At 61.7% G+C, this 22434-nt stretch carries 18 protein-coding genes and 1 pseudogene; 3 read left to right on the forward strand and 16 right to left on the reverse strand.

The window, feature by feature from the left end; genetic code table 11:
- Positions 1-58 precede the first annotated feature (58 nt).
- Positions 59-1972, forward strand: a complete 1914-nt coding sequence (locus HU750_RS18390) for a sigma-54-dependent Fis family transcriptional regulator (protein ID WP_186681640.1) — start codon at positions 59-61, stop codon at positions 1970-1972.
- 115 nt (positions 1973-2087) lie between these two features.
- On the opposite strand, the gene aldA is transcribed toward HU750_RS18390, so the two are convergent.
- Together aldA and HU750_RS18400 are read right to left on the reverse strand one after the other, a co-directional pair.
- Positions 2088-3521, reverse strand: coding sequence for an aldehyde dehydrogenase (aldA, locus tag HU750_RS18395; RefSeq protein WP_186681642.1), 1434 nt, complete (start codon positions 3519-3521; stop codon positions 2088-2090).
- Between the two features lie 7 nt (positions 3522-3528).
- Positions 3529-5709, reverse strand: coding sequence for a PQQ-dependent dehydrogenase, methanol/ethanol family (locus HU750_RS18400; RefSeq protein ID WP_186681644.1), 2181 nt, complete (start codon positions 5707-5709; stop codon positions 3529-3531).
- Positions 5710-5985: 276 nt separating this feature from the next.
- On the opposite strand from HU750_RS18400, the gene HU750_RS18405 reads away from it, so the two are divergent.
- Positions 5986-6996, forward strand: a complete 1011-nt coding sequence (locus HU750_RS18405; protein WP_186681646.1) for an aldo/keto reductase — start codon at positions 5986-5988, stop codon at positions 6994-6996.
- A gap of 213 nt (positions 6997-7209) precedes the next feature.
- On the opposite strand, the gene HU750_RS18410 is transcribed toward HU750_RS18405, so the two are convergent.
- The 11 genes from HU750_RS18410 to benR form a co-directional block, all read right to left on the reverse strand.
- A complete protein-coding gene (locus HU750_RS18410; RefSeq protein WP_186681648.1) occupies positions 7210-7419 on the reverse strand; it encodes a cold-shock protein in 210 nt (69 codons plus the stop codon).
- A 204-nt stretch (positions 7420-7623) separates the two neighbouring features.
- Positions 7624-8703 carry a metal-dependent hydrolase gene (locus tag HU750_RS18415; RefSeq protein WP_186681650.1) on the reverse strand — a complete coding sequence of 360 codons (1080 nt, stop codon included), beginning with the start codon at positions 8701-8703 and terminating at the stop codon, positions 7624-7626.
- A gap of 95 nt (positions 8704-8798) precedes the next feature.
- On the reverse strand, positions 8799-10049 hold the full coding sequence (locus HU750_RS18420; RefSeq protein WP_099429408.1) for an OprD family porin: 1251 nt from the start codon (positions 10047-10049) through the stop codon (positions 8799-8801).
- Between the two features lie 54 nt (positions 10050-10103).
- Positions 10104-11303 carry a benzoate/H(+) symporter BenE family transporter gene (locus HU750_RS18425; RefSeq protein WP_186681652.1) on the reverse strand — a complete coding sequence of 400 codons (1200 nt, stop codon included), beginning with the start codon at positions 11301-11303 and terminating at the stop codon, positions 10104-10106.
- Entirely contained in the window at positions 11303-12631 is a 1329-nt protein-coding gene (locus HU750_RS18430; protein WP_186681655.1) for an MFS transporter, read from the reverse strand. Before HU750_RS18430 ends, HU750_RS18425 begins: the two co-directional genes overlap by 1 nt.
- 55 nt (positions 12632-12686) lie before the next feature.
- Positions 12687-13448, reverse strand: a complete 762-nt coding sequence (locus tag HU750_RS18435) for a 1,6-dihydroxycyclohexa-2,4-diene-1-carboxylate dehydrogenase (protein ID WP_027595425.1) — start codon at positions 13446-13448, stop codon at positions 12687-12689.
- 133 nt (positions 13449-13581) lie between these two features.
- Complete coding sequence (gene benC, locus HU750_RS18440) at positions 13582-14592, reverse strand: benzoate 1,2-dioxygenase electron transfer component BenC (protein WP_186681657.1); 1011 nt, start codon at positions 14590-14592, stop codon at positions 13582-13584.
- Positions 14593-14662: 70 nt separating this feature from the next.
- On the reverse strand, positions 14663-15148 hold the full coding sequence (gene benB, locus HU750_RS18445; RefSeq protein ID WP_027595427.1) for a benzoate 1,2-dioxygenase small subunit: 486 nt from the start codon (positions 15146-15148) through the stop codon (positions 14663-14665).
- Positions 15145-16503: a benzoate 1,2-dioxygenase large subunit gene (gene benA, locus HU750_RS18450; RefSeq protein ID WP_186681659.1), complete on the reverse strand. Its 1359-nt coding sequence runs from the start codon at positions 16501-16503 to the stop codon at positions 15145-15147. The genes benB and benA overlap by 4 nt, the downstream gene beginning before the upstream one ends.
- A gap of 83 nt (positions 16504-16586) precedes the next feature.
- On the reverse strand, positions 16587-17495 hold the full coding sequence (locus tag HU750_RS18455) for an RHS repeat-associated core domain-containing protein (protein WP_238348922.1): 909 nt from the start codon (positions 17493-17495) through the stop codon (positions 16587-16589).
- 93 nt (positions 17496-17588) lie between these two features.
- Positions 17589-18545, reverse strand: a complete 957-nt coding sequence (benR, locus tag HU750_RS18460) for a benABC operon transcriptional activator BenR (RefSeq protein ID WP_186681661.1) — start codon at positions 18543-18545, stop codon at positions 17589-17591.
- A gap of 424 nt (positions 18546-18969) precedes the next feature.
- Between benR and HU750_RS18465 the strand changes: the two genes are divergently transcribed.
- Positions 18970-19821, forward strand: a complete 852-nt coding sequence (locus HU750_RS18465) for an RHS repeat-associated core domain-containing protein (protein WP_186681663.1) — start codon at positions 18970-18972, stop codon at positions 19819-19821.
- A 39-nt stretch (positions 19822-19860) separates the two neighbouring features.
- Here HU750_RS18465 and HU750_RS18470 read toward each other — a convergent pair whose 3' ends face one another.
- The 3 genes and pseudogenes from HU750_RS18470 to HU750_RS18480 all read right to left on the reverse strand — a co-directional run.
- The gene (locus HU750_RS18470; RefSeq protein WP_186681665.1) at positions 19861-20916 is read right to left on the reverse strand and encodes a GlxA family transcriptional regulator; all 1056 of its coding nucleotides are present in this window, start codon (positions 20914-20916) and stop codon (positions 19861-19863) included.
- A gap of 137 nt (positions 20917-21053) precedes the next feature.
- On the reverse strand, positions 21054-22082 hold the full coding sequence (gene proX, locus HU750_RS18475) for a glycine betaine/L-proline ABC transporter substrate-binding protein ProX (protein ID WP_186681667.1): 1029 nt from the start codon (positions 22080-22082) through the stop codon (positions 21054-21056).
- Between the two features lie 57 nt (positions 22083-22139).
- Positions 22140-22434 (reverse strand): annotated as a pseudogene (locus HU750_RS18480) (glycine/betaine ABC transporter permease); the annotation flags it as partial.

The raw sequence follows: 22434 nt of genomic DNA on the forward strand, positions 1-22434 counted from the left end.
GGGAAAAAATCAGCTATGGTTTCCCCACCTCTAATAACAAGTATTTCGTGGAGCGCCCATGGCCGCGCACACCCCTTCACCCCGCGCCAGTGAACTGGCCGCCTTCGTCGACTGCCACTTCGCCGAGCGCGGCCTGACGCCAGAACCGGTGATTGCCGAATCCTGGTACCGCAGCATCACCCAGCACCGCCTGCACCCTGAACTGCGCCACGTCGACAACATCCTCAGCGCTGCCGAAATCCGCCAGCACCAGGCCCAACACGAGGCCTACCTGAGCATCGCCAGCCAAGGCGTCAGTGGCCTGGCAAGGCGTGTGGTGGACGCCGGTTTTGCCGTGCTGCTCAGCGACGCCGACGGCATCACCCTTGATGCCCGCCTGCCAGCCGACCACCAGCGTTACACCCGCTCCGGGTTGATTGTCGGCGCGCGCTGGGACGAGTCGATCGCCGGTACCAACGGCATCGGCACTGCACTGGCCTCGCAGCAAGCGCTGACCATCCACCGTCAGGAACACTTCCTGGCAACCAACGCCCGGCTCAGTTGCTCGGTGGCACCGATCTTCGATGCCCATAACCAACTGCTCGGCTGCCTCAACGCGACCTGCCTCTATAACGACGGCCCCAAGCAGGCCCAGCACCTGACCTTGCAGTTGGTGACGCTGTACGCCCGGCTGATCGAGAACAGCCATTTCCGCCAGCGCTACCGCGACTGCCTGACCTTGGCCATCAAGCCGCGTGATGATTTCTCCGACCTTGCCGCCGAGCAACTGCTGGCCCTGGACGAAGGCGGCCGGGTGATCGGCGCCAATCGGGCTGCCTTCCTGGCGCATGCCGGCACGCTGTTGGGCGTGGCGATCGAGCAGGTGCTGCCCGCCAACATTGACCAGTTGCTCGACCTTACGCGCGGCGGAGCCCGTGGCACTCAATTGCACGGGCATGTGCAAGCGCATCTGCTGGACGTCGGCCTGCGCATACCGGCCGGCTACCGCCAATCCACGCCGTCGCGGCCCCTGCCCGCGCGGGCGGCGTACCCCACGCTTGAGCAATTGGCAGGCGAGGATGCACAGTTGCAACAGGGGGTGAAACGCCTGCGCAAGGTGCTCGACAAGGACATCGCCATTTTGCTGAACGGCGAAACCGGTACTGGCAAGGAGGCCTTCGCCCGTGCCTTGCACCAGGCTAGCCAGCGCCACGCCAAACCCTTCGTCGCGCTCAACTGTGCGGCGATACCCGAGTCGCTGATCGAGAGCGAACTGTTCGGCTACCGCGCTGGCAGCTTTACAGGTGCCAATCGCAAGGGCATGAAAGGCAAGCTGGAGCAGGCCAATGGCGGCACGTTGTTCCTGGATGAGATCGGCGACATGCCAACGCACCTGCAAACGCGCCTGCTGCGGGTGCTTGCCGAACGCGAACTGGTACCACTGGGCGCAGAGGCGCCGGTGACGCTGGATATTCAGGTGATTTCGGCAACGCACCAGGACCTGCCAGCCATGATTGGCGATAAAGGCTTTCGCGAAGACCTTTACTACCGGCTATGCGGCATGCGCATGACGTTGCCGGCATTGCGTGAGCGCAGTGACCGACGTGAATTGATCGAGCGGTTGTTGGCGGGGTTGCCGGGAGGGGCTGTGTTGCGCTTGAGCGATCAGGCCCAGCGTTGCTTGCTGGGGTATGCCTGGCCGGGGAACGTGCGGCAGTTGCTCAATACATTGCGCCAGGCGGTCGCGCTGGGGGAAGGTGGGGTCATTGAGCTGGCAGATTTGCCGGAGGAGCTACTGGACCGTGCAGTGCCTGCCAGGCCAAAAGTGCTGGAACAGCAGGTCGAAGATGCCGAGGCGCGGCACTTGCTGGAGGTTTTAAAGCGAGAGCGCTGGAACATGAGCCTGGCGGCAGAGGCTGCGGGAATTTCGCGGTCGACGTTGTATCGGAAAATGAAGCGGTACGGGATCGTTCAGCCGAACCAGTTGGGGTGACTGTACCGGCCTCTTCGCGGGCAAGCCCACTCCCACAGGTACACCACAGTTTTCAAGCCTGTGGACTCACCTGTAGGAGCGGGCTTGCCCGCGAAGAGGCCAGAAAAGCCAACCCTTATCCCTGGATGTACACCACCTGCGTGCGCGTGTACTCATACAACCCGTGCTTGCCATCCGCCCCGCCGATCCCGGACTTGCGCGCCCCGGCATGGAAGCCCTGCATGGCCTCGAAGTTCTCGCGGTTGATGTAGGTCTCGCCAAAATCGATCTCGCGGCTAGCCTTCAACGCCGCGTTCAGGTCGCGGGTGTACAGCGAAGACGTCAGCCCGTACTCGCTGTCATTGGCCAAGGCAATCGCCTCGTCCAGGTCATCGACCACCTGGATCGGCAGCACCGGCCCAAAAATTTCCTTGCGCATGATCTCCATGTCGGCGGCGCAGCCCGCGAGCACGGTCGGTTGGTAATGGAACCCGGCCCCCAGGTCCGCTACCTGCCCGCCGGTCACCAACTGGGCGCCCTGCCCGACCGCCGTGCGCACCATCTGCGCTACCTTGTCGAGACCGGCCTGATTGATCAGTGGCCCCATGTCCAGGTCAGCCTGGCGCGACGGGTCGCCGTATCGGGTCGCTGCCATGGCCTTGGCCACCTTGTCGACGAAGGCGTCGGCCACCTTGCGCGCCACGTACACCCGCTCGGCGCAGTTGCACACTTGGCCCGTATTGATCACCCGCGAGGCAACAATGGCTTTCGTCGCCAAGTCCAGGTCAGCGTCCGCGAGCACAATCGCCGGGGCCTTGCCGCCCAGTTCAAGGTTGAGCTTGGTGATGTTCGGCGCTGCCGCCGCCATGATCCGTGCCCCCGTAGCGACGCTGCCGGTAAAGCTGACCAGGTCGATACCGGCATGGCTCGACAGCCCATGGCCGACGCTGGCCCCCTTGCCACCGACCACGTTGAACACCCCCGCTGGCAGGTCAGTCTCGGCCACCAGCTTGGCGAATTCATAGCAGTTGATGGGCGTTTCTTCACTGGGCTTGATCACGATGGTATTGCCCGTGAGCAGCGCCGGCGCCATCTTGCGGGCGATGAGGAAGAACGGGAAGTTCCAGGGCAGTATCCCAGCCACCACACCCAGCGGCTTGCGCATCAGGAAAATGTGCTCGTTGGCACGGTCGCTGGTCAGCACCTCGCCTTCAAGGCGCCGCGCCCATTCCGCCATGTAGTCGAGGTAGTCGGCGGTGAAGTTCACCTCGACCTGCGCCAGCCCCGGCACTTTGCCGCCTTCCTGGGTGATGATGCGCGCTAGGCGGTCGGCATTGGCACGCACCTTGGCGGCGATCTGACGCAGGTAGCCGGCGCGTTCGATGGCAGGTTTCGCTGCCCAGCCTTTTTGCGCGTTGCGTGCCGCTGCAATGGCCCGCTCCACCTGATCGACCGGCGACTCCGGCACACGCCCCAGTAACTGCGCGTTGGCCGGGTTGTACACCTCGATCAGCCCCTCGCTGGGTACGAAGGCGTTGTCGATGTAGTTCTGGTAGATCGCTTCAGTCATGGTCATCTCACTCCTGTGACGGGTTGTCGGCCAGTGACGGCTGGGCAGCCGGCTTGGCGCTGAATTGCTGCCAGGCGTTGCCTTCGCTTTTCAGGTCATGGGCACGCTTGATGAGGTACTGGTGCACCTGCTCGACCTGCTCGGGGTTGAGGTTGTCGGCAAACGACGGCATGCCATCCGGCACGCGGCCGCCATAGAGGATGCCAAGGAACATCTGGTGCTTGTCAGCACCGAGTTTGCGCAGGTCTGGCAGTACACCGCCGCTGACGGCATGGATGCCGTGGCACTGTGAGCAGTTGCCGTCGTACAGGGCCGCACCGGCGGCGACAGTCTGGGCGTCGGCGGTCAATGGTGGGGGTTCGGGCGCATTGGCGGGGGGCGCTGGCTCACGCAATTTGGCGGTACCGCCAATCTTGTAGGTCAGCACTTGCGAGAACGGCTGTACCCCGGCACGCAACGACAACGCCCCGGCAAACGTCGAGAAGGCCCCGCCCCAGCCGGCCATGAAGGTGACGTACTGCTCGCCATCGACCGAATAGGTGATCGGCGCTGCCATCACGCCACTGGCGGCGGGTGATTCCCACAGCTTCTTGCCGGTGTCAGCGGCATAGGCGATCACACGGCCATCGGCGCTGCCCTCGAACACCAGGTTGCCGGCGGTGCTCAGGGTGCCGCCGTTGAAGATGGTGATGTAGGGCACCTCCCAGGCCGGCGCCTGTTTCACTGGGTCCCAGGCGATCAGCTTGCCGGACCAGGTCTTGGCCATCTCCAGCAGGCCATCGGCACCTTCGGGCATCATGCCGGTGCGTAAGCCCAGCTGGTACACGCTTTTGAACGGGTTGCGCTTGGGCGCTTCGGGGATGTGCTCGTAATAGGCCGACATGATATGCGCCGGGATGTACACCAGGCCGGTGTTGGGGTTGTACGACATTGGGTGCCAGTCATGCGCGCCCCAGAATGCCGGCGTCACCAGCTTGCGCTTGCCGTCCTTCCAGTAGGCCGCTGCCTCGTCGTCGAGAATCGGCCGCCCGGTTTTCATGTCGATGCCCTTGGCCCAGTTCACCGGCACGATATTCTTCGCAGACAGCAACTCGCCGGTGGCCCGGTCGAGCACATAGAAGAAGCCATTCTTGGGCGCCTGCATCAGCACCTTGCGTTGTTTGCCGTTGATCGGCAGCTCGGCGAGGATCATGTGCTGGGTGGCGGTGAAGTCCCAGGCATCACCGGGGGTGGTCTGGTAGTGCCAGGCGTATTCGCCCGTATCGGCATTGACGGCGACAATCGACGACAGGAACAGGTTGTCGCCTTTGGCCTGGCTGCGCCATTTAGGGTCCCACATCGAGCCGTTGCCAACGCCGATGTACAACAGGTTCAGCTCAGGGTCGTAGGCGAACGAATCCCAGGCCGTGCCGCCGCCGCCCCACTCGACGAAGGCATCGCCGTGCCAGGTCTTGCTGGCAATCTCCATGGCCTTGTCTTCAGGCGGCAGCTTGGGGTCACCCGGCACGGTGAAGAAGCGCCAGGCCTGCTTGCCGGTTTCGGCGTCATAAGCCGTCACATAGCCACGCACACCAAATTCTGCCCCACCGTTGCCAATGATGACCTTGCCATTGACCACCCGCGGCGCACCGGTGATGGTGTAACTTCGCTTATGGTCGTCGCGGGTGTCCACCGACCACACGCGCTGGCCGGTCTTGGCATCGATCGCCTCCAGGCGCCCGTCCAGCACGCCGACGTAGACCTTGCCCTGCCACACGGCCACGCCGCGGTTTACCGCATCACAGCACGCCTCACCGGCGCGATTGCGGTCTGACTGCGGGTCGTATTTCCACAGCAGCTTGCCGTTGCGGGCATCCAAGGCATACACCACGGAAAACGGCCCCGTGGTGTACATCACCCCATCGACCACGATAGGCGTGGCTTCTACACCCCGGTCCAGGTCGAGCTTATAGCTCCAAGCCAGGCCCAATTGATTGACGTTGTCCTGGTTGATGGCCTTGAGCGGGCTGAAGCGTTGTTCATCGTAGGTACGGCCGTGGCTCATCCAGTTGCCAGGTTCCTGGTCGGCCTGGATGATCCGCTTGCCATCCACTTCTGCAGCAAAAGCGGTTGCGCAGCACGCCAAGGCAAGGGCCAGGCAGCCCAAGGCGTGCGGAAGGGGCCGGCGGTGCGGGCCTGTTCGGTTCATGGTCGGTTCTCCGTTCTTGTTATGGCGACACCGCATCAGGCGTCGATAACAGACAGAGCAACGGCTGTGCCAGCATCACCCAGCATCCTCGAAACAGGCATTACAGAGCGGTTGCTAGCCAAACGGCCGGGCAATGGCTGAGGCCTGCACATGCAGCAGCCATGGCACAGCTGATGCAGGCATGGCACAGGTGTGTCAGCCACTGTGGCGGGCTTTCAATGGCGTGCGGTTGTGTGTAAAACAGGCAGACAAGCCCACTGCAAAGGACTCAACCGCATGATCTACCGTCCCCTTGGCCAGAGTGGCCTGCAGGTTTCCGCCCTTACCCTGGGCAGCATGATGTTCGGCGAGCAGACCAGCACCGAGGACTCACTGCGGATCATCGAAAAAGCCTGGGACCAGGGCATCAACTTCATCGACACCGCCGATGTCTACAACAGCGGGCGTTCGGAAGAAATCGTCGGTGAAGCCGTGGCGCGCCATCGCCAGGACTGGATAGTGGCGTCCAAGGTCGGCTTTGGCCCGGCCGACGGCCTGCCCAACCGCAGCGGGCTTTCGCGCAAGCACATCTTCAATGCCATCGACGCGACGCTCACGCGCATGGACCTGGACTACCTCGACGTTTACTACCTGCACCGCGAAGACCACAAGGTACCGCTGGAGGAAACCGTGCAAGCCATCGGCGACCTGCTGCGCCAAGGCAAGATCCGCTATTGGGGCGTGTCCAACTTCCGCGGCTGGCGCATTGCCGAGCTGTGCCACCTGGCCGAGCGACTCGGCGTGGCCAAGCCGGTGGTGAGCCAACCGTTGTACAACATCGTCAACCGCCAGGCAGAGCCCGAACAGCTGACCGCTGCGGCTTACCATGGCCTGGGCGTGGTGCCGTTCAGCCCCTTGGCCCGCGGTGTGCTCAGCGGCAAGTACGCACCCGGCTCGGTGCCAGATGCCAGCAGCCGTGCCGGGCGCCAGGACAAGCGGATCATGGAAGTGGAATGGCGCCAGGAATCATTGGCCATCGCCCGCCAGATCCAGGCGTATGTCGAAGCCAAGGGCGTGGGCATCGTCGAGTTCGCGATTGCCTGGGTACTTAATAACCAACTGGTGAGTTCGGCCATTGTCGGGCCGCGCACCGAAGCACAATGGGACACCTATGCCGGCGCACTGGACGTGAAGATCACGGCGGAGGATGAAGCGTTCATCGATTCGCTGGTAACGCCGGGCCATGCCTCGACGCCAGGGTTCAATGACGTGGCGCACTACGTGAGTGGGCGACTGGCGCGCAATTGATGGCAGCCGTTTGATTGAAGCCAAGGGGCTGCAAAGCCGCTTGGCGGTTCTACCGCGTTGCGGCAGATACAAAAAAAGCTCCCTATCTTTCGATACGGAGCTTTTCTTTACACGCCACACAATTGCCAGGCTTCACGCCGTTCGATCAAGCACCCAGGTCAACCCGCAAGGTTGCAAGCACCTGTTCGAACGCCGAGCCGGCGGGTGCGTGTCTTACTCAGGTCGCACTTGGGCGGCCTGCATGCCTTTTTGCCCTTTTTCGGCAACAAAGCTAACAGTCTGGCCTTCTTTCAGCGACTTGAAGCCGTCCGATTCAATGGCTTTGAAATGAACGAAGAGGTCGTCGCCACCACCCGCTGGGGTAATGAAGCCGAACCCTTTTTCATCGTTGAACCATTTAACTGTACCGGTTTGTCTGGACATGCTCTGAGCCCTCGATGGCTTATTTGATGCGTTTTACGTGAAATTACAACGAGGGCCTTATCAAACAACCAGCCCCTGCAGTGGCATATTGAGCCCTTTGGCGACGATAAGCTACTAAGAATTCCACCAAGCCGCAAAATAGCTGCGCCCTGTACCCGATTTCCCCCGCAAAATGGGGGCTGCGGCGGTAAACAGAATCTTCGTTTAATCGCCCCTGGGCGGTACTGCAGCCGGCCCCAGGTAGCGCGAAGTCCACTCAGCCAGTGGCAATGGGGGGTGCTGATCGACGATACGCCGCCAGATCAAGCCCAGGTCATGCCCGTTGAACATTGATGCCACCCCTGCCCCTTGCCACGCCGTGGGCGTGTCGGCAATCCAGTGCCCCTGGCTATTACGGTGGGCCATGTTGAAGCGGAAGGTGTAGTTGCCGGGGATGCCCATGCGCAGGTCGGTCACCACCAGCGCCCCGTCGATTTCGTCATAGCGCAACCAGTCATCCGTGAACCAGCGCAGGCGCTGATGCAAAGGCGCACCGCCAAGCGCAGCGGCCAGCTCAAGGTTGCGTGGCAGGCGCTGCATTTCTGGCGGTTGCTGGTCGAACTCACTGCTGACGCCTTCGTAGTAGTCGCCGTCCGGCGTCTTGGCCAGCACGCGCCAGATCAGGCTGTTGAAGGCAATCGGCACGGCACGTACGTCGCTGACCGTGATGCCCTGCTGGTCCAACTCGGCCTGAAAGCGTTGCTCCGCCTGCATGCGCCCAGCCAGGCCAAAGCCGAGGTAGGCCGTACTGAAAACCAGTGCCAGGGTCAGCAGCCGCACGGCAGTACCCGTCACGCCCTTGGCGAGGGTGTAGATCACTGCCGCCAGCAGCGGCACGGTGTAGACAGGGTCGATGATGAACACCGCAGCCCAGCTTTGCGGGGTCAGCGCCAACGGCCAGAACAGTTGCGTGCCATACACGGTAAAAGCGTCCAGCACCGGGTGCGTGACCAGCACCAGCCAGAACGCCAGAAACAGGCGCGGCACGGTATAGCCTTTGCCTGGCCAGCACCGGTTGACGCACCAGGCCAGCAGCAGCGCCAGCCCGGTCAGGACGAAAAGGGAGTGGGAGAACCCCCGGTGGTAGGTCATCTGCGACACCGGGTCGGCGTAGCGGATGACTACGTCCAGGTCGGGCAATGTGGCCAGCGCTGCGCCGTACAGCAGCGCTCGGCGGCCCTGGATGCGACCGAGCACAGTGCCCTGTAGGGCGGCGCCGAGTACGGCTTGGGTCAATGAGTCCAAGGCGGGATTTCCTGAGAGGATGACGCGTGAAAGCTAACCCCCTCTACCCTCTGGGTGCAAATGCGGCTCAGTGACAAAAGATGGCAGCTGGGTAGTCACAACAACTGCCAGGTGTACACCAGGGTCAAGCGATTCTCGTCGATATCACTGCGGTAGTTGGACCGTGCCATGGCATTTCTCACGCGAATGCCCAGGCCTTTCAACGCCCCACTCTGCACCGCATAGCCGATATCCAGGTCGCGCTCCCGGTCACGACCCTCGTAGCCCTGCCCGGTATCGACATTGTTGCCGGTGATGTACCGCACCGTTGCCGTCAGCCCCGGCACGCCCATGGCGGCAAAATTGTAGTCGTAGCGCACCTGATAGGAACGCTCGTCGGTGTAGGCGAACTCGTAGGTTGGCACCTCGTTGCCCAAGGGGGAGATGTTGGCAAATACCCGCGGGAACGGGCTGTCGCCATAAATGCCCTGATACCCTGCATGGAAGCTGTGCCCGCCATGGCGGGCAGTGAACAGCGAGAAGAATGCCTGGTTATCGATACTGCCCAGCAGGGCGTCGCCGTCCTCGCGGGCGGTGAAATAGCCAAGGTTGGCGCTCAGCACCCAGTCGCCGACAGGTTTGCTGTGTTTAAGGCCGACAAAACCTTGCTCGTAGATATCTTCCAACTGCCCGTACCAGAGGCTGACACTGCTTTGGTTCGCATTGAACGCGTAGTCGCCCCCCACATAGTTGAACGCGTCACCTTCAGCCTGACGCATTGGCACGTGGCCGAGCATGGCATTCATCTTGCCGTCGCCGCCCTCGTTGCGCAGGTGGGTTGAGGTCAGGTGCCCGGCTTGCAAGGTCAGCCCCTGCAGCTCGGTCGACAACAGGCTGGCACCTTGGTAAGTCGGCGGCAGCAGGCGGATATCACTGAATGTCAGCACTGGCAGGTTGGGCTGCAGTTCGCCCACCCGCAGCTCGGTTTTCGACAGCCTGGCCTTGAACGTCGGCGCCAGGCGGCTGTATTCGTCTGCGGCGCGGCCATCGCCATGCACCGGCAACAGGCCGGTATTGACCCGGTCGGGGCTGCTGTCGAGTTTGATGCCCAGCAGGCCGAGTGCATCCACCCCGAACCCCACCGTGCCAGGCGTGTACCCCGATTTGAAGTCAAGTATGAAGCCCTGGGCCCACTCCTCGGCCTTGGACTGTTGATTGGCGCCGACAATGTCGGAGAAGTCGCGGCTGAAATAGTAATTACGGGCACTGAGGCTGGCCTTCGAATCCTCGAAGAAGCCGCCTTCAGCAGCCAGCAGCGGTGGGCTGAGCAATGTCAGGCCAATAGCGACGCAAGGGGTGTGGTTCATTCCGAAGCTCTCTTGATCTTGTTTTTATGGAATAAAGCGCTGGGAACACAGGCATCATGGGGTGCGGCGCATTACCTCCCGCGCTTGAGGCCGCCGCAGAACAAGCAGCGCGTGGGCCAGCAGGCCGAACAGCAGCCCCCAGAACGCCGCCGACAGGCCAAGGAAGGACACCCCCGAAGCGGTGACCAAAAAAGTGAACAGCCCGGCATCTCGCTCAGCAGGCTCGGCGAGGCTGCGTGCCAGGGCTTCGCTGATTGCCCCGTACAGGGCCAGCCCGGCAAGGGCCGCGATCAGTGCCGCCGGAAATGCCGCGAACAGCGACATCAACGTGGCCCCAGCAACCCCAAGCAGCAGGTACAGCACACTGCCGGCAACGGCCGCGACATAGCGCCGGCGCGGGTTTTCATGGGCCTCATGGCCTGTGCACAGGCTTGCGGTGACGGCCGCGAGGTTCAGGCCGTGGCAACCAAAAGGCGCGAGCACGGCGCCACCGATGGCGCTGGCACTGATCAGCGGGCTGGCCGGTGTGGCGTAACCGGCGTTGCGCAGCACCGCCATCCCCGGCATGAATTGCCCTGTGAGGGCCACCAGCACCATGGGCAACGCCAGGCTGAACACCGCCGCCAAGCTGAATTGCGGGGCAATCCATTGCGGCGAGGCCAGTTGCAGCACCAACGCCTCGCTGCGAAACGCCCCGCTGGCCACGGTCACCACGGTGCCCACGCACAGTACGGCGGCCACCGCATAGCGCGGCTGAAGCCTGCGCATCAGCACATAGGTGATGAACATCGCCACCACCAGCAGCGGCTGTACCGGCAAGGCGCGGAACACCTCGATGCCGAAACTGAACAAGATGCCGGCTTGCATGCCGGCGGCAATGGAGCCCGGCAGGCGCGCGATGATGCGGTCGAAGGCCCCGCTGATGCCAATCAGCAGCAGGACCAGGTTGGCCACCAGGTACGCCCCCACGGCCTGCTCCAAGCCGAGTTCAGGCAGGGCCGTGACCAACAGCGCCGAGCCTGGGATCGACCAGGCGATCACAACCGGCACCCGGTAGCGCAGGCTGAGTACAGCGCCGAGCACTCCGCTGCCCATGGAAACGGCCCAGACCCAGGAAGACAGCTGGCCATGGGACAACTGCGCGGCCTCGGCAGCGTGAAAGATGATCACCAATGGGCCAGCGTAGGAGATCATCGTCGCCAGGCAGCCGGCGACGATGGCGGACAGCGAGCTGTCCTTGATCAAGGTTTTCATTACGCTTGCGCCGCCGTGGACAGGCCATGGCGCTTGCCACTGACCAGGTGCACGGCCATGGCCAGCGCGGCAATCGCGCCAGGGATGGCGAACGCGATGAAATTCAGTTGCAACGGCAGGTTGATGCCCATCAGCGCGCCACCCAGCAGCGGGCCGACAATGGCGCCATTGCGGCCAATGCCCGACGCCCAGCCCAGGCCGGTCGAGCGCACCGCCAGGCCATACATCTGTGCCGCGCCGGCATACAGCAGGATCTGCGTGCCGATGGTGGTGGCGCCGGCGATGAAGATCAGCAGGTACAGCACCGGCATCGGGCTGTTCACCCCCAACAGGCTGATCGACAGCGCGGCTGCAATGAAGAAACCGACCTTGACCTTGACCAGGTTGTAGCGGTCGCCCAACCAGCCCCCCAAAATCGCCCCGGCCATGCCACCGAAGTTCAGCGCCAACAGGAACGACAGGCTCGAACCCAAGCTGTAACCCGCGTTGGCCATCAGCTTCGGCAACCACGAACTGAGCGCGTAGACCATCAGCAGGCAGCAGAAGAACGCCAGCCACAGGGCCAGGGTGCGCACGGCCAGGCCGTTGCGGAACAGCTCGACGACCGAGCTGCCAGCCCCCTTGCGGTCGGTTGCCTGAAGCACGTCACCAGGCTGGATGTCGCACGCGGGGTCAAGCTGTTTGAGCAGCTTGCGGGCTTCTTCGGTACGCCCTTTACGTACCAGGAAGCCAATGGATTCTGGCAGGTAATAGAGAATCACCGGCAACAGCAGCAGCGGTACCGCCGCAGCGAAGAACATCGACTCCCAGCCGAAACGCGGCAGCATGAAAATACCGACGCCTGCCGACAGCATGCCGCCCAGCGAATAACCACTGAACATGATCGCCACCAGCGTGCTGCGCAGGCGTTTGGGGGCGTATTCGTTCATCAATGCCACGGCGTTGGGCATCAAGCCGCCGCACCCGAGGCCGGCGATGAAGCGGTAGATGCCGAACTCGCTGGGGCTGGTGGCAAAGCCGTTGAGGATGGTCGCCGTGGAAAACAAGGCGAAGCAGATGGCGATCCCCTTCTTGCGCCCGATGCGGTCGGCCAGGCTGCCGAATACCAGGGCGCCGAACATCATGCCGAACAGCGCATAACTGCCCAGGGCGCCGGCCTGCAGGGGCGTCAGGCCCCACTCTTTCATGATTACCGGCAGTACCACGCCGTAAATGAACAAGTCATAGCCGTCGAAGATCAGCAGCAGGCCGCACCAGGCCATGACCATCCAGTGGAACGCGGTAAAGCGCGCATTATCGATGATCGGGTGCACGTCAAGGGTTCGCATGGCATCTGTCTCTGTTGTTTTTGTTGTGGAGTAAAACGGTTGCCGGGGGGCTGACTCAGCCGAGGTCGCCGCCCCCTACCGGCAGCGTTACGCCGGTGATGTAGGAGGCTTCGTCGGAGGCCAGGAAGAGGATGGCGCCGACCTGCTCGTCGATGCTGCCGTAGCGGTGCATCAAGCTGCTGTCGAGGGTCTGGTCGACGATTTGCTGGTACCAGGCCTTTTCCTGCGCGCTCTGCTCGGCGGCGTTGCGCGGCACGCGCCGTGGCGGTGCCTCGGTGCCGCCAGGGGCAGTGGCATTGACACGGATACCGCGCCCGGCGGTTTCGAAAGCCAGGCAGGCAGTGAGCGCGTTGACGCCACCTTTGGCCGCGCCGTAGGGCACGCGGTTGACGCCACGGGTGGCGATGGACGAGACGTTGACAATGGCCCCTGCCCCACGTTCGAGCATGTACGGCAACGCGGCATGGCAACACCACAAGGTGGGGAACAACGAGCGGCGCACTTCGGCCTCGATCTGTTCCACTTCGTAGTGTTCGAAAGGCTTGGCCCAAATGGTGCCGCCGACATTGTTGACCAGGATGTCGAGGCGGCCGAACGCTTCGACCGCAGCGGCCATGACGCGGGCACAATCGCTGTGCAGTTCGAGGTCGGCGGTGAGGGTCAGCATGCCCTCCCCGGCCAATTCGTGGACCAACTCGGAGCGGTCCACCGCCACCACCTGCGCGCCTTCGGCCTTGAGCCGCCAGCACACGCCGCGGCCAATGCCTTGGGCGGCGCCGGTGACCAGGGCGACTTTGCCTTGAAATCTTGTGTTCATCAGTATTTCTCCATGCTGACGCGGACGCTGTGGGAGCGGGCTTGCCCCGCTAGCAGACCCCACGGTGGATGGCACGGGCTGCGCCCGTGTTCGCGGGGCAAGCCCGCTCCCACAAGGGCGGCCCCAAGGAAACTCAGGCCGCGGCGGCGAACTTCTCGTAGTAGAAGTTCGCCGGCGTAATGCCCTGCTCGCGAACGTACTGGCTGACTGCCTCGACCATCGGCGGTGGCCCGCACAGGTACACGTCCACATCGCCGTCATTGAGGTGGCGCGGTTCGATGTGCTGGGTGACATAGCCTTTCTGCGGGTACTGGCTGTCTGGGTTGGCCACGCAGGCGCTAAAGGTGAAGTTTGCAATGCGCGCCGCCAAGGCCTGCAGGCGGTCCAGTTCGACCAAGTCGAAGTCGTTGGTGACCCCGTAGATCAGGTGCAACGGGTACTCGCTGCCCTGCTCGGCGATCTTCTCCAGCATCGCGGTGAACGGTGCCAGCCCGGTGCCACCTGCCAGCAACAGCAGTGGGCGCTGGATCGGCCGCAAGTAGAAACTGCCCAGCGGCCCAGCCAGGCTCATGCTGTCGCCGGCCTTGGCCAGGTTGGTGAGGAAGCTGCTCATCAAGCCGCCCGGCACATTGCGGATCAGGAAGCTGACCTCGCCGTCCTTTTGCAGCGAGCTGAACGAGTAAGCGCGGCTCTGCTCGCTGCCGGGCACCTTGAGGTTGACGTATTGCCCCGGCAGGAACGCCAGCCGGCTCAGCGCCTCGCCCTTGATCGACAGGGCAATGGTGCTCGCCGACAACTGGCGCACGTCGCTGATGGCGGCTTCGAAACTGGCCTGTTCGGTCTTGCACACGTGCGAAGAGGCCGGGATGCGCACCACACAGTCGGATTCAGCCCGCATCTGGCAGGTCAGCACATAGCCTTCGGCGATTTCGTCCTCGCTCAGGGCGTCTTCGATGAAGTTGTCGCCCAGGTCGTAGCGCCCGGACTCGGCCTTGCACTTGCAGGTACCGCAGGCGCCGTCGCGGCAGTCCAGCGGGATGTTGATGCCCTGGCGGTAGGCGGCGTCAGCCACGGTCTCATGGCCAGTGGCCTCGATGAAGCGGGTTACCCCGTCCTCGAAATTCAGTGCGATCTGGAAGCTCATGTTGCACCTCGCGGGCGAGCCTGCCCGCGGCGCGCCATGCGGCACACCGGGCGGCTCGCGTTACCTCGGTTCAGATGTGGTAGATGTCGATGACCTGACGCACGTAGTCGTTCTTCAGGACCACCTTCTTGGCCTTGATCAACGGCTGCTCGCCGCGCAAATCGAGGGTGTAGAAGCTGCTGCCGAAGTAGCTGTCGGTGGTCTTGTAGCGAAAGCTCAGTGTGTGCCAGTTGAAGCGCACCTGGCAGTAACCCTCGCCCTGCTCAACGATCTCGATGTTGCTGATGTTGTGCGAGGTACGGGTGTCCGGCACGGTCGCGCTGGAGCGCTCGGTCTTGATGCGGAACACCCGGTCCTCGAGGCCACCACGGTTGCCGTACCAGATCAGCGAGATTTCGCTTTGTGGGTCTTCGGTGAGGCGGTCGTCATCGTCCCAGGACGGCATCCAGAAGCTGGCATCGGCTGCGTACAGCTCCAGCCACTGGTCCCATTCGGCGTCGTCCAGGTAGCGCGCTTCGCGGTAGAGGAAGTCGCGCACGGTTTCGTAGAGGCTCATTGTACGGCCTCCACGGGGATCAGTTGCTGTTCATCCTTGAGCGCCTGGATCATGGTGTCCTGCCAGTACTTGTGTTGCAGCACGAACAGGCCTTCGTCCTCGGTGCGCACGCCTGACAACAGCGGCTTGAGCTCGATTTCCTGGGCCGCCTCGTCAGCGCCCTCGACCCAGTGGGCAGCGCCGCGGGACATGTCGTTCCAGCCGGTGCCGCCGCCGTAGCCGGTCTGGCACGAGCGGAACTCTTCAAGGTCGTCCGGGGTGGCCATGCCGCTGACGTTGAAGAAGTCCTCGTACTGGCGGATGCGCTTGGCACGGGCGTCAGCGCTCTCGCCTTTGGGCGCGATGCAGTAGATGGTGATTTCGGTCTTGTTCACCGAAATCGGCCGGGCAATACGGATCTGCGAACTGAACTGGTCCATCAGGTACACGTTGGGGTACAGGCAGAGGTTGCGCGAGTTCTCGATCATCCAGTCGGCGCGCGCCTGGCCGTAATCGGCGGCCAGCTGGTCACGTCGCTCGTAGGCCGGGCGGTCTTCTGGGTTGGCCCAACGGGTCCACAGCAGCAGGTGGCCATGGTCGAAGGAATAGAAGCCCCCGCCCTGCTTGGCCCAAGCGCCTGCGCTCATGGTCTTGATCTCGTCACCCGCCTCGCGCTGTTTGCGCTGGTTCTGGGTGGCGGCGTAGTTCCAGTGCACGGAGCTGACGTGGTAGCCGTCGGCGCCGTTCTCGGCGGTGAGCTTCCAGTTGCCTTCGTAGATATACGAACTGGCGCCACGCAGCACTTCCAGGCCTTCGGGCGACTGGTCGACGATCATGTCGATGATCTTGGCCGACTCGCCCAGGTGCTCTACCAGCGGTTTCACATCGGCATTCAAGCTGCCGAACAGAAAGCCCCGGTACGACTCGAAGCGCGCGACCTTGGTCAGGTCGTGGGAGCCGTCGCAGTTGAAACTGTCGGGGTAGCCGGCGTTGCTCGGGTCTTTGACCTTGAGCAGTTTGCCGCTGTTGTTGAAGGTCCAGCCATGGAATGGGCAGGTGTAGCTGGCACGGTTACCGCGCTTGTGCCGGCACAGCATGGCGCCGCGGTGGCTGCAGGCATTGAGGAAGGCATTGAGTACCCCATCCTTGTTGCGCGCGATAAAGATCGGCTGGCGCCCCATGGTCAGGGTGAGGAAGTCGTTTTTGTCGGGGATCTGGCTTTCGTGCGCCAGGTAGATCCAGTTGCCCTCGAAGATGTGCTTCATCTCCAGGTCGAACAGGCGTGGGTCGGTGAACATCTCGCGCTTGCAGCGGTAGATGCCCTGTTCACGGTCGTCTTCGAGCATGGCATTGAGGTAGTCGAATCCCAGGGACATGGCCAGGGTCTCCATTGTTATTGTTCAGACCGGGTCAGGTTAGGGATTCGATGGGTGGGGGACTATCCGGATTGTGCAGAGTGTTATCCAGCTTTGTCGGGATCTCGCACTTTTGGAACCAGCCGTTTGGGGTCATGGAGCCAACTGGTAATACGAGGGATGTCCTCGGCTGCTTTCATTTTAACGTGAAGCGGAGTAAGAAACTTAAGCGCCTCCCATATTCTACGCTGTTGCTCCGCCAGGGGATTGTGAAAGTTGCTCGCTGTAGTCGTTACTTGGGCGTTCGTGCTGAGTGTTTCTCCGTAATTCTTGGACAGTGTTAAAACACTCCCCTCCACCACTAAATAGTCTCCTTTAGACCATATCGGAGCTTCAACAATTCTCTGCAATTGGCTCCCATTATTGCGGCCCAGCTCGTTAACTGTAGCTACAACATCCTCGCTCACAACATGAGAACGCGCCCGTGAATAATCTGGATTGATAGTATCCCCACTTTTAGTGTTTCCTGTATCAGGCCTAATGCCAGTTTTATTTTGCTTCCGAACGCCCTTATGACCACTGGGATCAGTATTGTTAACAGGGTCCCCACCACAGTATGTGTAAGAATTGAGCCCTCCTACACCGAATGGGCTCAGACTGTCGGGGCTATTGAACCTCATCAGAACAGGGTTAAACCCACGGTATCCCTGCCCTAATAAGTAGTGCCCTGTGACGGATACTTTCCGCTGACTGTTGAATCGCAGCAAAGGGGCATCCACGATGTCAGCGTCATGGCCGTAAGGCGTGTACTGAATCGAATAAGACGTTTTATCACCCGTGAGCCCTATGATCGAACCCTGCAGGTCACTTGAGCACATCGCAACTTGTTCATCTTTTTTCTGGGCGAGCACCTGCTCTGCGGCGCGCAACATAGTCGATGCCTGCGTACCAGGATATTTGACCATCGCCAGACCCTCCGGCGAGTAAAAATACAATTGCTGCGACGTAGACATAAGTGCCACCATTTTATCCATGAAGGCAAATGGTGGGTCCGCGCCAATCCGCCCGCAACTGGCAGAAATAACAGGTACGAAGCACGGCTCCGCTTAACCGCGTCGCTTGAAGGTCTGCGATGGCAGCTCACCAAATTGCTGCCGGTACACCTCGGAAAACCGCCCCAAATGCAGGAAGCCGTAATCCAGAGCAAGCTCCGTCACACTCCGCACCCCACACGTGGGGTCACTCAAACACGCCTGCACCCGCTCTAGCTTGCGTTGCCGCACATAATGCTTAGGCGTGGTGGCTAGGTGCCGATCAAACAGCGCATACAGCGACCGCACGCTCATGCAGGCCTGCTCCGCCAGTACCTCAGCCGACAGCTCCAGCTTCAGGTTGCGCTCGATGTAATCCAGAATCCGCTCCAGGCTAGCCGCCGGTGCACTCAGGCTTTCGCGCCGAATGTTGGTGCTCATCAAGGTCAGCAGTTTGCTGGCCACAATCTGGCTGTAATGCCCCTGCACCCGCGGCAACGACTCATTCACCTCGGCTTCATGGCACACCATCGCCAGCAGGTTTACGAAGCCGTCCAACTCTTCCAGCCGGTAGTGGTTACGCAGGAACCGCACGCCGCCATCCGGGCGATGCCAGCGTTGTTCGTCGCAGATCGAATCGAGCAGCCGGGTCGGCACCTTGAGGATAAATTTCTCGCAGTCTTCCGAGTAGGTCAGGTCAACCGGGTCGTCTGGGTTGATCAGCAACAACTCGCCCGGCACCAAGTGATGCTCGCGCTGGGGCCCGCGCCACAGGCAGTTGCCGTTGAGCAACACTTGCAAGTGGTAGATGGTTTCCAACGCGGGCGAGGTGACGCGCACGCTGCCGCCGTAGCTGATGCGGCACAGGTCGAGTTCGGCGAATTTGCGGTGGCTGAGGCTGGCCTGGGGGTGGGTGGTGCGCGACAAACCGATGCAGTGCTGGCCCACGTGCTGGTTCACATAATCGGACACAGCATAAGGGTCGGCGTGGTGAAACACGCTACTGCGCTCGCTCAGCAGGCGGCTTTCCATAGGCAAGGCACTCGGTTTCGTTATTGTTCTAGTCGCCGCTTCCTACAGCCTTGTGGGCTGTGGTTGCGGTCGTCACGGTCATTCTATCGGCCCGGTTACGGGTCGCGGGGGCAGGCGACAACCGGTGGTTAGGTACACTACAGCAAAAAGGCGGGGGTTGGGCAATGTGGCGATGGGATTGCATGGGCGGATAGCGGACAGGTCGGATGCAGCTAGTGTTCGCTTATCGAACAGTATTTTCCTGTGCTGGCCTCTGTACAGGGCTGCGAAGGTCTCAAGGGCCGAGGAAGACGCTGTGTGGGTTAACCCGCGAAGAGGCCGGCACAGGCGAAGGTAAATGCAGCTACCTGGTATTTCTGCTAGTTGTTAGCACGCTTACAACAAGTGACAATTCGGAGCTATCTATCTACGAGCGCGAGTGTTGATGGGTATTCTGATGATTAACACAAAAACCGGTTTCACCTTGTTGGCTACCAACAGCCAAAACTCGATAATAATCGCCTACGCACAAGGGAAAACTGGCCTTGTAAATTATTTGCCCTTTGGGTTCGCCCTCGCGCTTTCTCAGATGCCCATCCGACTTAAATTTACAGGCGAGCAACAAGATCCAATAACAGGCTTATATTTATTGGGAAATGGCTACCGCTCGTTCAGCCCAGCCTTGGGCAGATTCGTTTCTCCCGATAAAGTAAGCCCATTCGGGAATGGTGGTTTGAACAGCTATGCCTATTGTAACGGCGACCCGGTCAACTTGGTTGACCCAGAGGGACGGGCGGGCGAGCCAAACGCGCTAGTTCCAAATGAGCTACTCGTGCTTCGCAGCCGGGCAATTCAACGAACCCGTCACGACCCAAACAGAGCGGCCAACAGGAGGCACGCCGTTCCCGCGGCGTCAGCTGATCGAAATCCTGCGCCTCTACAGGCTCCAGTGGCTCCAGTGGCTCCAGTGGCGCCCGAAGCGAGTGCAGCGCAACGCGCGATCAATATAGGTGGAGCCCCGGCTGCCGCACCTAATCCACAAGATGTGCTGGACAACTACGTCATCTCTGCAATAAGGCTATTGCAAGCGAACAGACAGGGCTTTGGCAATCCTCAATCACCTAACCATGCCAACTACCGGACCTTGAGAAACCATGTTCAAAGTCTTGCCGCAGAGAATACCCAGATGCTAGCTCAAGAGTTGCCAGAATATATGTCAGATCTGACCCATACGCTCCTGAGACATGCCGACGGAGCCTTGACCATCAACAATATGCAAATCAGGGCAGAAGAGTGACAAGGCACATTCATGGCTCATGGCGCGGAACGCAACCTTTCAATGCACCGCCACTTCCTGCCGCCCTGCCCACCCCTGGCTCCTCGCCCGAAACTGGCGCGGCGCAACGGCGAACAGCTCACGAAAACGCCGGTAGAAATGCGGAAAACTGACAAAGCCGCTGGCCACGGCCACTTCTGTCAATGACTTGCTGGTGTGTTGCAGCAACTGCCTGGCATGGGTCAGGCGCAATTCCAGGTAGTAGCGCGGCGGTGTCGCCTGTACATGGCGGCGGAACAGCCGCTCCAGGTGCCGACGCGACAAGCCTGCATGTTCGGCGATTTCGTCGATGCCGATCGGGTCTTCGATATTCGCATGCATCAGCTCAAGGGCCAAGCGTATGCCCTTGGGCAGGCTGGGGTCGATGTCCGCTGCAGTGGCCGGGGCATCGCTCATCACCCGTGCGCGATCGCAGGCCAGCATCTGCTCCACCGCCCGGCGCAACCCGTTGCCACCCCTGTGTTCGAGCAAGGCCAGCATCATGTCCAGGGCACTGCTAGCCCCTGCGCAACTCAGGCGCCGACCATCCAACACATGGGCTTGGCGGCTGACACGTACCTTGGGGAACAGCTCGCTCATCATCGCCCGGCCATCGGGGTGGAAGGCGCAGGCGTGGTCATTGAGCAGGCCCGCTTCGGCCAGAAAGTAGGTGCCGTTCCATAGACCACCCAGCTGGCAGCCATGCTGGTCGGCCTGGCGCAGCTTGGCGCGCAGCAGCGGTGCGCTCTCGAGGCGCACCCGAAACCCACCGCATACCAACAGGGTGTCTAGCACCTGCACATCGAGCTCGGCCAGTGGCGTGTTGACCGGCAAGGCGATGCCCAGGTCGCTCATCACCTGTGCTCCATCACCCACTACCTGGATCTGGAACAGTGGCGTGGCGCTCATCAGGTTGGCGGTGACCAGGGTGTCCATGGCCGCAGTAAAGGCCATCATGGAGAAATGCTCACGTAACACCAAGGCGACGCGTTGGCATGGCATCGACAGCGAGGTACGGCCTGAGGTGTCCAGGTGGGCCAGGTTGGCGTTCTTGAGGGTGCTTTCGAAATGGCTCATGGCTTTGACTCAACTGCAAAAATCGCGTTGGCTTCTTCGCGAGCAAGCGCGCCTACAGGCAGCGCGCAAACCCAACGCTGGCACGAACCCTGTGGGAGCGGGCTTGCCCGCGAAGAAGCGCTCACCGATGGAACAGGTTACTTGCTGGCCTGTGTCGCCGCCGCGCGCGACGCTTGCAGCCACGCGTCGAACTGCTGGCGATGCGCCGCAACCCATTCTTTGGCATGGCGGGTGATGTCAGCAGGCTTTTTCTCACCTTGCTGCATCTTGAGGTTCTGCGCGCTCTCGTCCGCCGTGGTGATCTGCATCAGCGACAGGAACTTGGTGGCTGCCGGGTTTTCCTGGGCGAATTCCTTGTTCAGCACCGCCTCTACCTTGTCGACCGCAAAGCCCAGGTTCTTGCCCTTGTACATCGTGTCGACATCGTTGTTGCCATCCGGCAGGTCGGTCTTCGGTACTTCCAGCCAAACCACGTCCTTGTCCTCAACCAGCACGGTGGAGATCCACTGTGGCACCCAGGTGAAGTACAGGATCGGCTTGCCTTCCTTGTAGCGGGTGATGGTGTCCGCCATCAGCGCGAAGTACGAGCCTTGGTCGACGTGCACGCTGCTGTCCAGGTCATAGGCTTTGATGTGGTGCGAGATGATCAGCTCGCAGCCCCAGCCAGGGTTGCAGCCAGTCAGGTTGGCCTTGCCGTCGCCGTCAGTGTCGAACAGCTTGGCGATCTCCGGCTTCTTCAGGTCGGTGATGTACTTGATGTGGTACTGCTCGGCGGTCTTCTTGTCGATCAGGTAGCCCTGCAGCACGCCAGGCATGATGTCGCCGGCCTTGACCATCACTTCATCGCCGCCGGCCTGCTGGTAGAACTTGTCGTGCAGCTTGTCCCACAGGTGCACGGTGAAGTCGGCATCGCCGTTGGCCAGGGCCACCATCATCACGCCGTACTCGGTTTCCTTAGGCTCCTGGACCTTGTAGCCCAGCTCGCGCAGGCCTTCCATGGCGACTTCGCCACGGAAGCGCTCTTCGGCGATGGAGGGGAAGATCGGCGTGACCTTCACGCCCTCGCCCGGCTTGTCGGCCGAGGCGTTGGCGCACAGCGAGGCGATTACCAGGGCCAGCGCGCTGGCGCCTTGCAGGATGCTGCGGGAGAACTTGGATTCCAACATCGTCGCGTACCTTCTTCTGGTTTTTATGTCGTGTGCGGCAGTACGAATGTGTTTGCGTCAGGCGGTCTTGCGCCGCCCTGCAGCGTGCCCTGAGCCGCATAGGCGCAGCACCGCACCCACGGGCCCGGTGTGGTACCAGCGCAGGCTCGGGTCGGCATTGGTGCGCGCGCCCATGGCTTGGGTCAGGCGGTCGAGGAAGATCGCCAACAGCACCAGCCCCATGCCCCCGACCGTGGCCAGACCCATGTCCAGCCGGCCGATGCCGCGCAGCACCATCTGGCCCAGGCCGCCGACCGAGATCATCGAGGCGATCACCACCATCGACAGCGACAGCATCAGGGTCTGGTTGAGC

It is taken from the genome of Pseudomonas sp. SWRI50 (assembly GCF_014269095.1).
Lineage (GTDB): Bacteria > Pseudomonadota > Gammaproteobacteria > Pseudomonadales > Pseudomonadaceae > Aquipseudomonas > Aquipseudomonas kermanshahensis.

Excerpts from the sequence above, each read along its gene's own strand:
- HU750_RS18390 (WP_186681640.1), top strand. The coding sequence starts at position 59 with ATGGCCGCGCACACCCCTTCACCCCGCGCCAGTGAACTGGCCGCCTTC.
- proX (WP_186681667.1), bottom strand. The coding sequence starts at position 22,082 with ATGTTGGAATCCAAGTTCTCCCGCAGCATCCTGCAAGGCGCCAGCGCG.
- benR (WP_186681661.1), bottom strand. The coding sequence starts at position 18,545 with ATGGAAAGCCGCCTGCTGAGCGAGCGCAGTAGCGTGTTTCACCACGCC.
- HU750_RS18465 (WP_186681663.1), top strand. The coding sequence starts at position 18,970 with ATGGGTATTCTGATGATTAACACAAAAACCGGTTTCACCTTGTTGGCT.
- aldA (WP_186681642.1), bottom strand. The coding sequence starts at position 3,521 with ATGACTGAAGCGATCTACCAGAACTACATCGACAACGCCTTCGTACCC.
- HU750_RS18430 (WP_186681655.1), bottom strand. The coding sequence starts at position 12,631 with ATGCGAACCCTTGACGTGCACCCGATCATCGATAATGCGCGCTTTACC.
- HU750_RS18425 (WP_186681652.1), bottom strand. The coding sequence starts at position 11,303 with ATGAAAACCTTGATCAAGGACAGCTCGCTGTCCGCCATCGTCGCCGGC.
- benC (WP_186681657.1), bottom strand. The coding sequence starts at position 14,592 with ATGAGCTTCCAGATCGCACTGAATTTCGAGGACGGGGTAACCCGCTTC.
- HU750_RS18420 (WP_099429408.1), bottom strand. The coding sequence starts at position 10,049 with ATGAACCACACCCCTTGCGTCGCTATTGGCCTGACATTGCTCAGCCCA.
- HU750_RS18410 (WP_186681648.1), bottom strand. The coding sequence starts at position 7,419 with ATGTCCAGACAAACCGGTACAGTTAAATGGTTCAACGATGAAAAAGGG.
- benB (WP_027595427.1), bottom strand. The coding sequence starts at position 15,148 with ATGAGCCTCTACGAAACCGTGCGCGACTTCCTCTACCGCGAAGCGCGC.
- HU750_RS18435 (WP_027595425.1), bottom strand. The coding sequence starts at position 13,448 with ATGAACACAAGATTTCAAGGCAAAGTCGCCCTGGTCACCGGCGCCGCC.
- HU750_RS18405 (WP_186681646.1), top strand. The coding sequence starts at position 5,986 with ATGATCTACCGTCCCCTTGGCCAGAGTGGCCTGCAGGTTTCCGCCCTT.
- HU750_RS18400 (WP_186681644.1), bottom strand. The coding sequence starts at position 5,709 with ATGAACCGAACAGGCCCGCACCGCCGGCCCCTTCCGCACGCCTTGGGC.
- HU750_RS18455 (WP_238348922.1), bottom strand. The coding sequence starts at position 17,495 with ATGTCTACGTCGCAGCAATTGTATTTTTACTCGCCGGAGGGTCTGGCG.
- HU750_RS18470 (WP_186681665.1), bottom strand. The coding sequence starts at position 20,916 with ATGAGCCATTTCGAAAGCACCCTCAAGAACGCCAACCTGGCCCACCTG.
- benA (WP_186681659.1), bottom strand. The coding sequence starts at position 16,503 with ATGTCCCTGGGATTCGACTACCTCAATGCCATGCTCGAAGACGACCGT.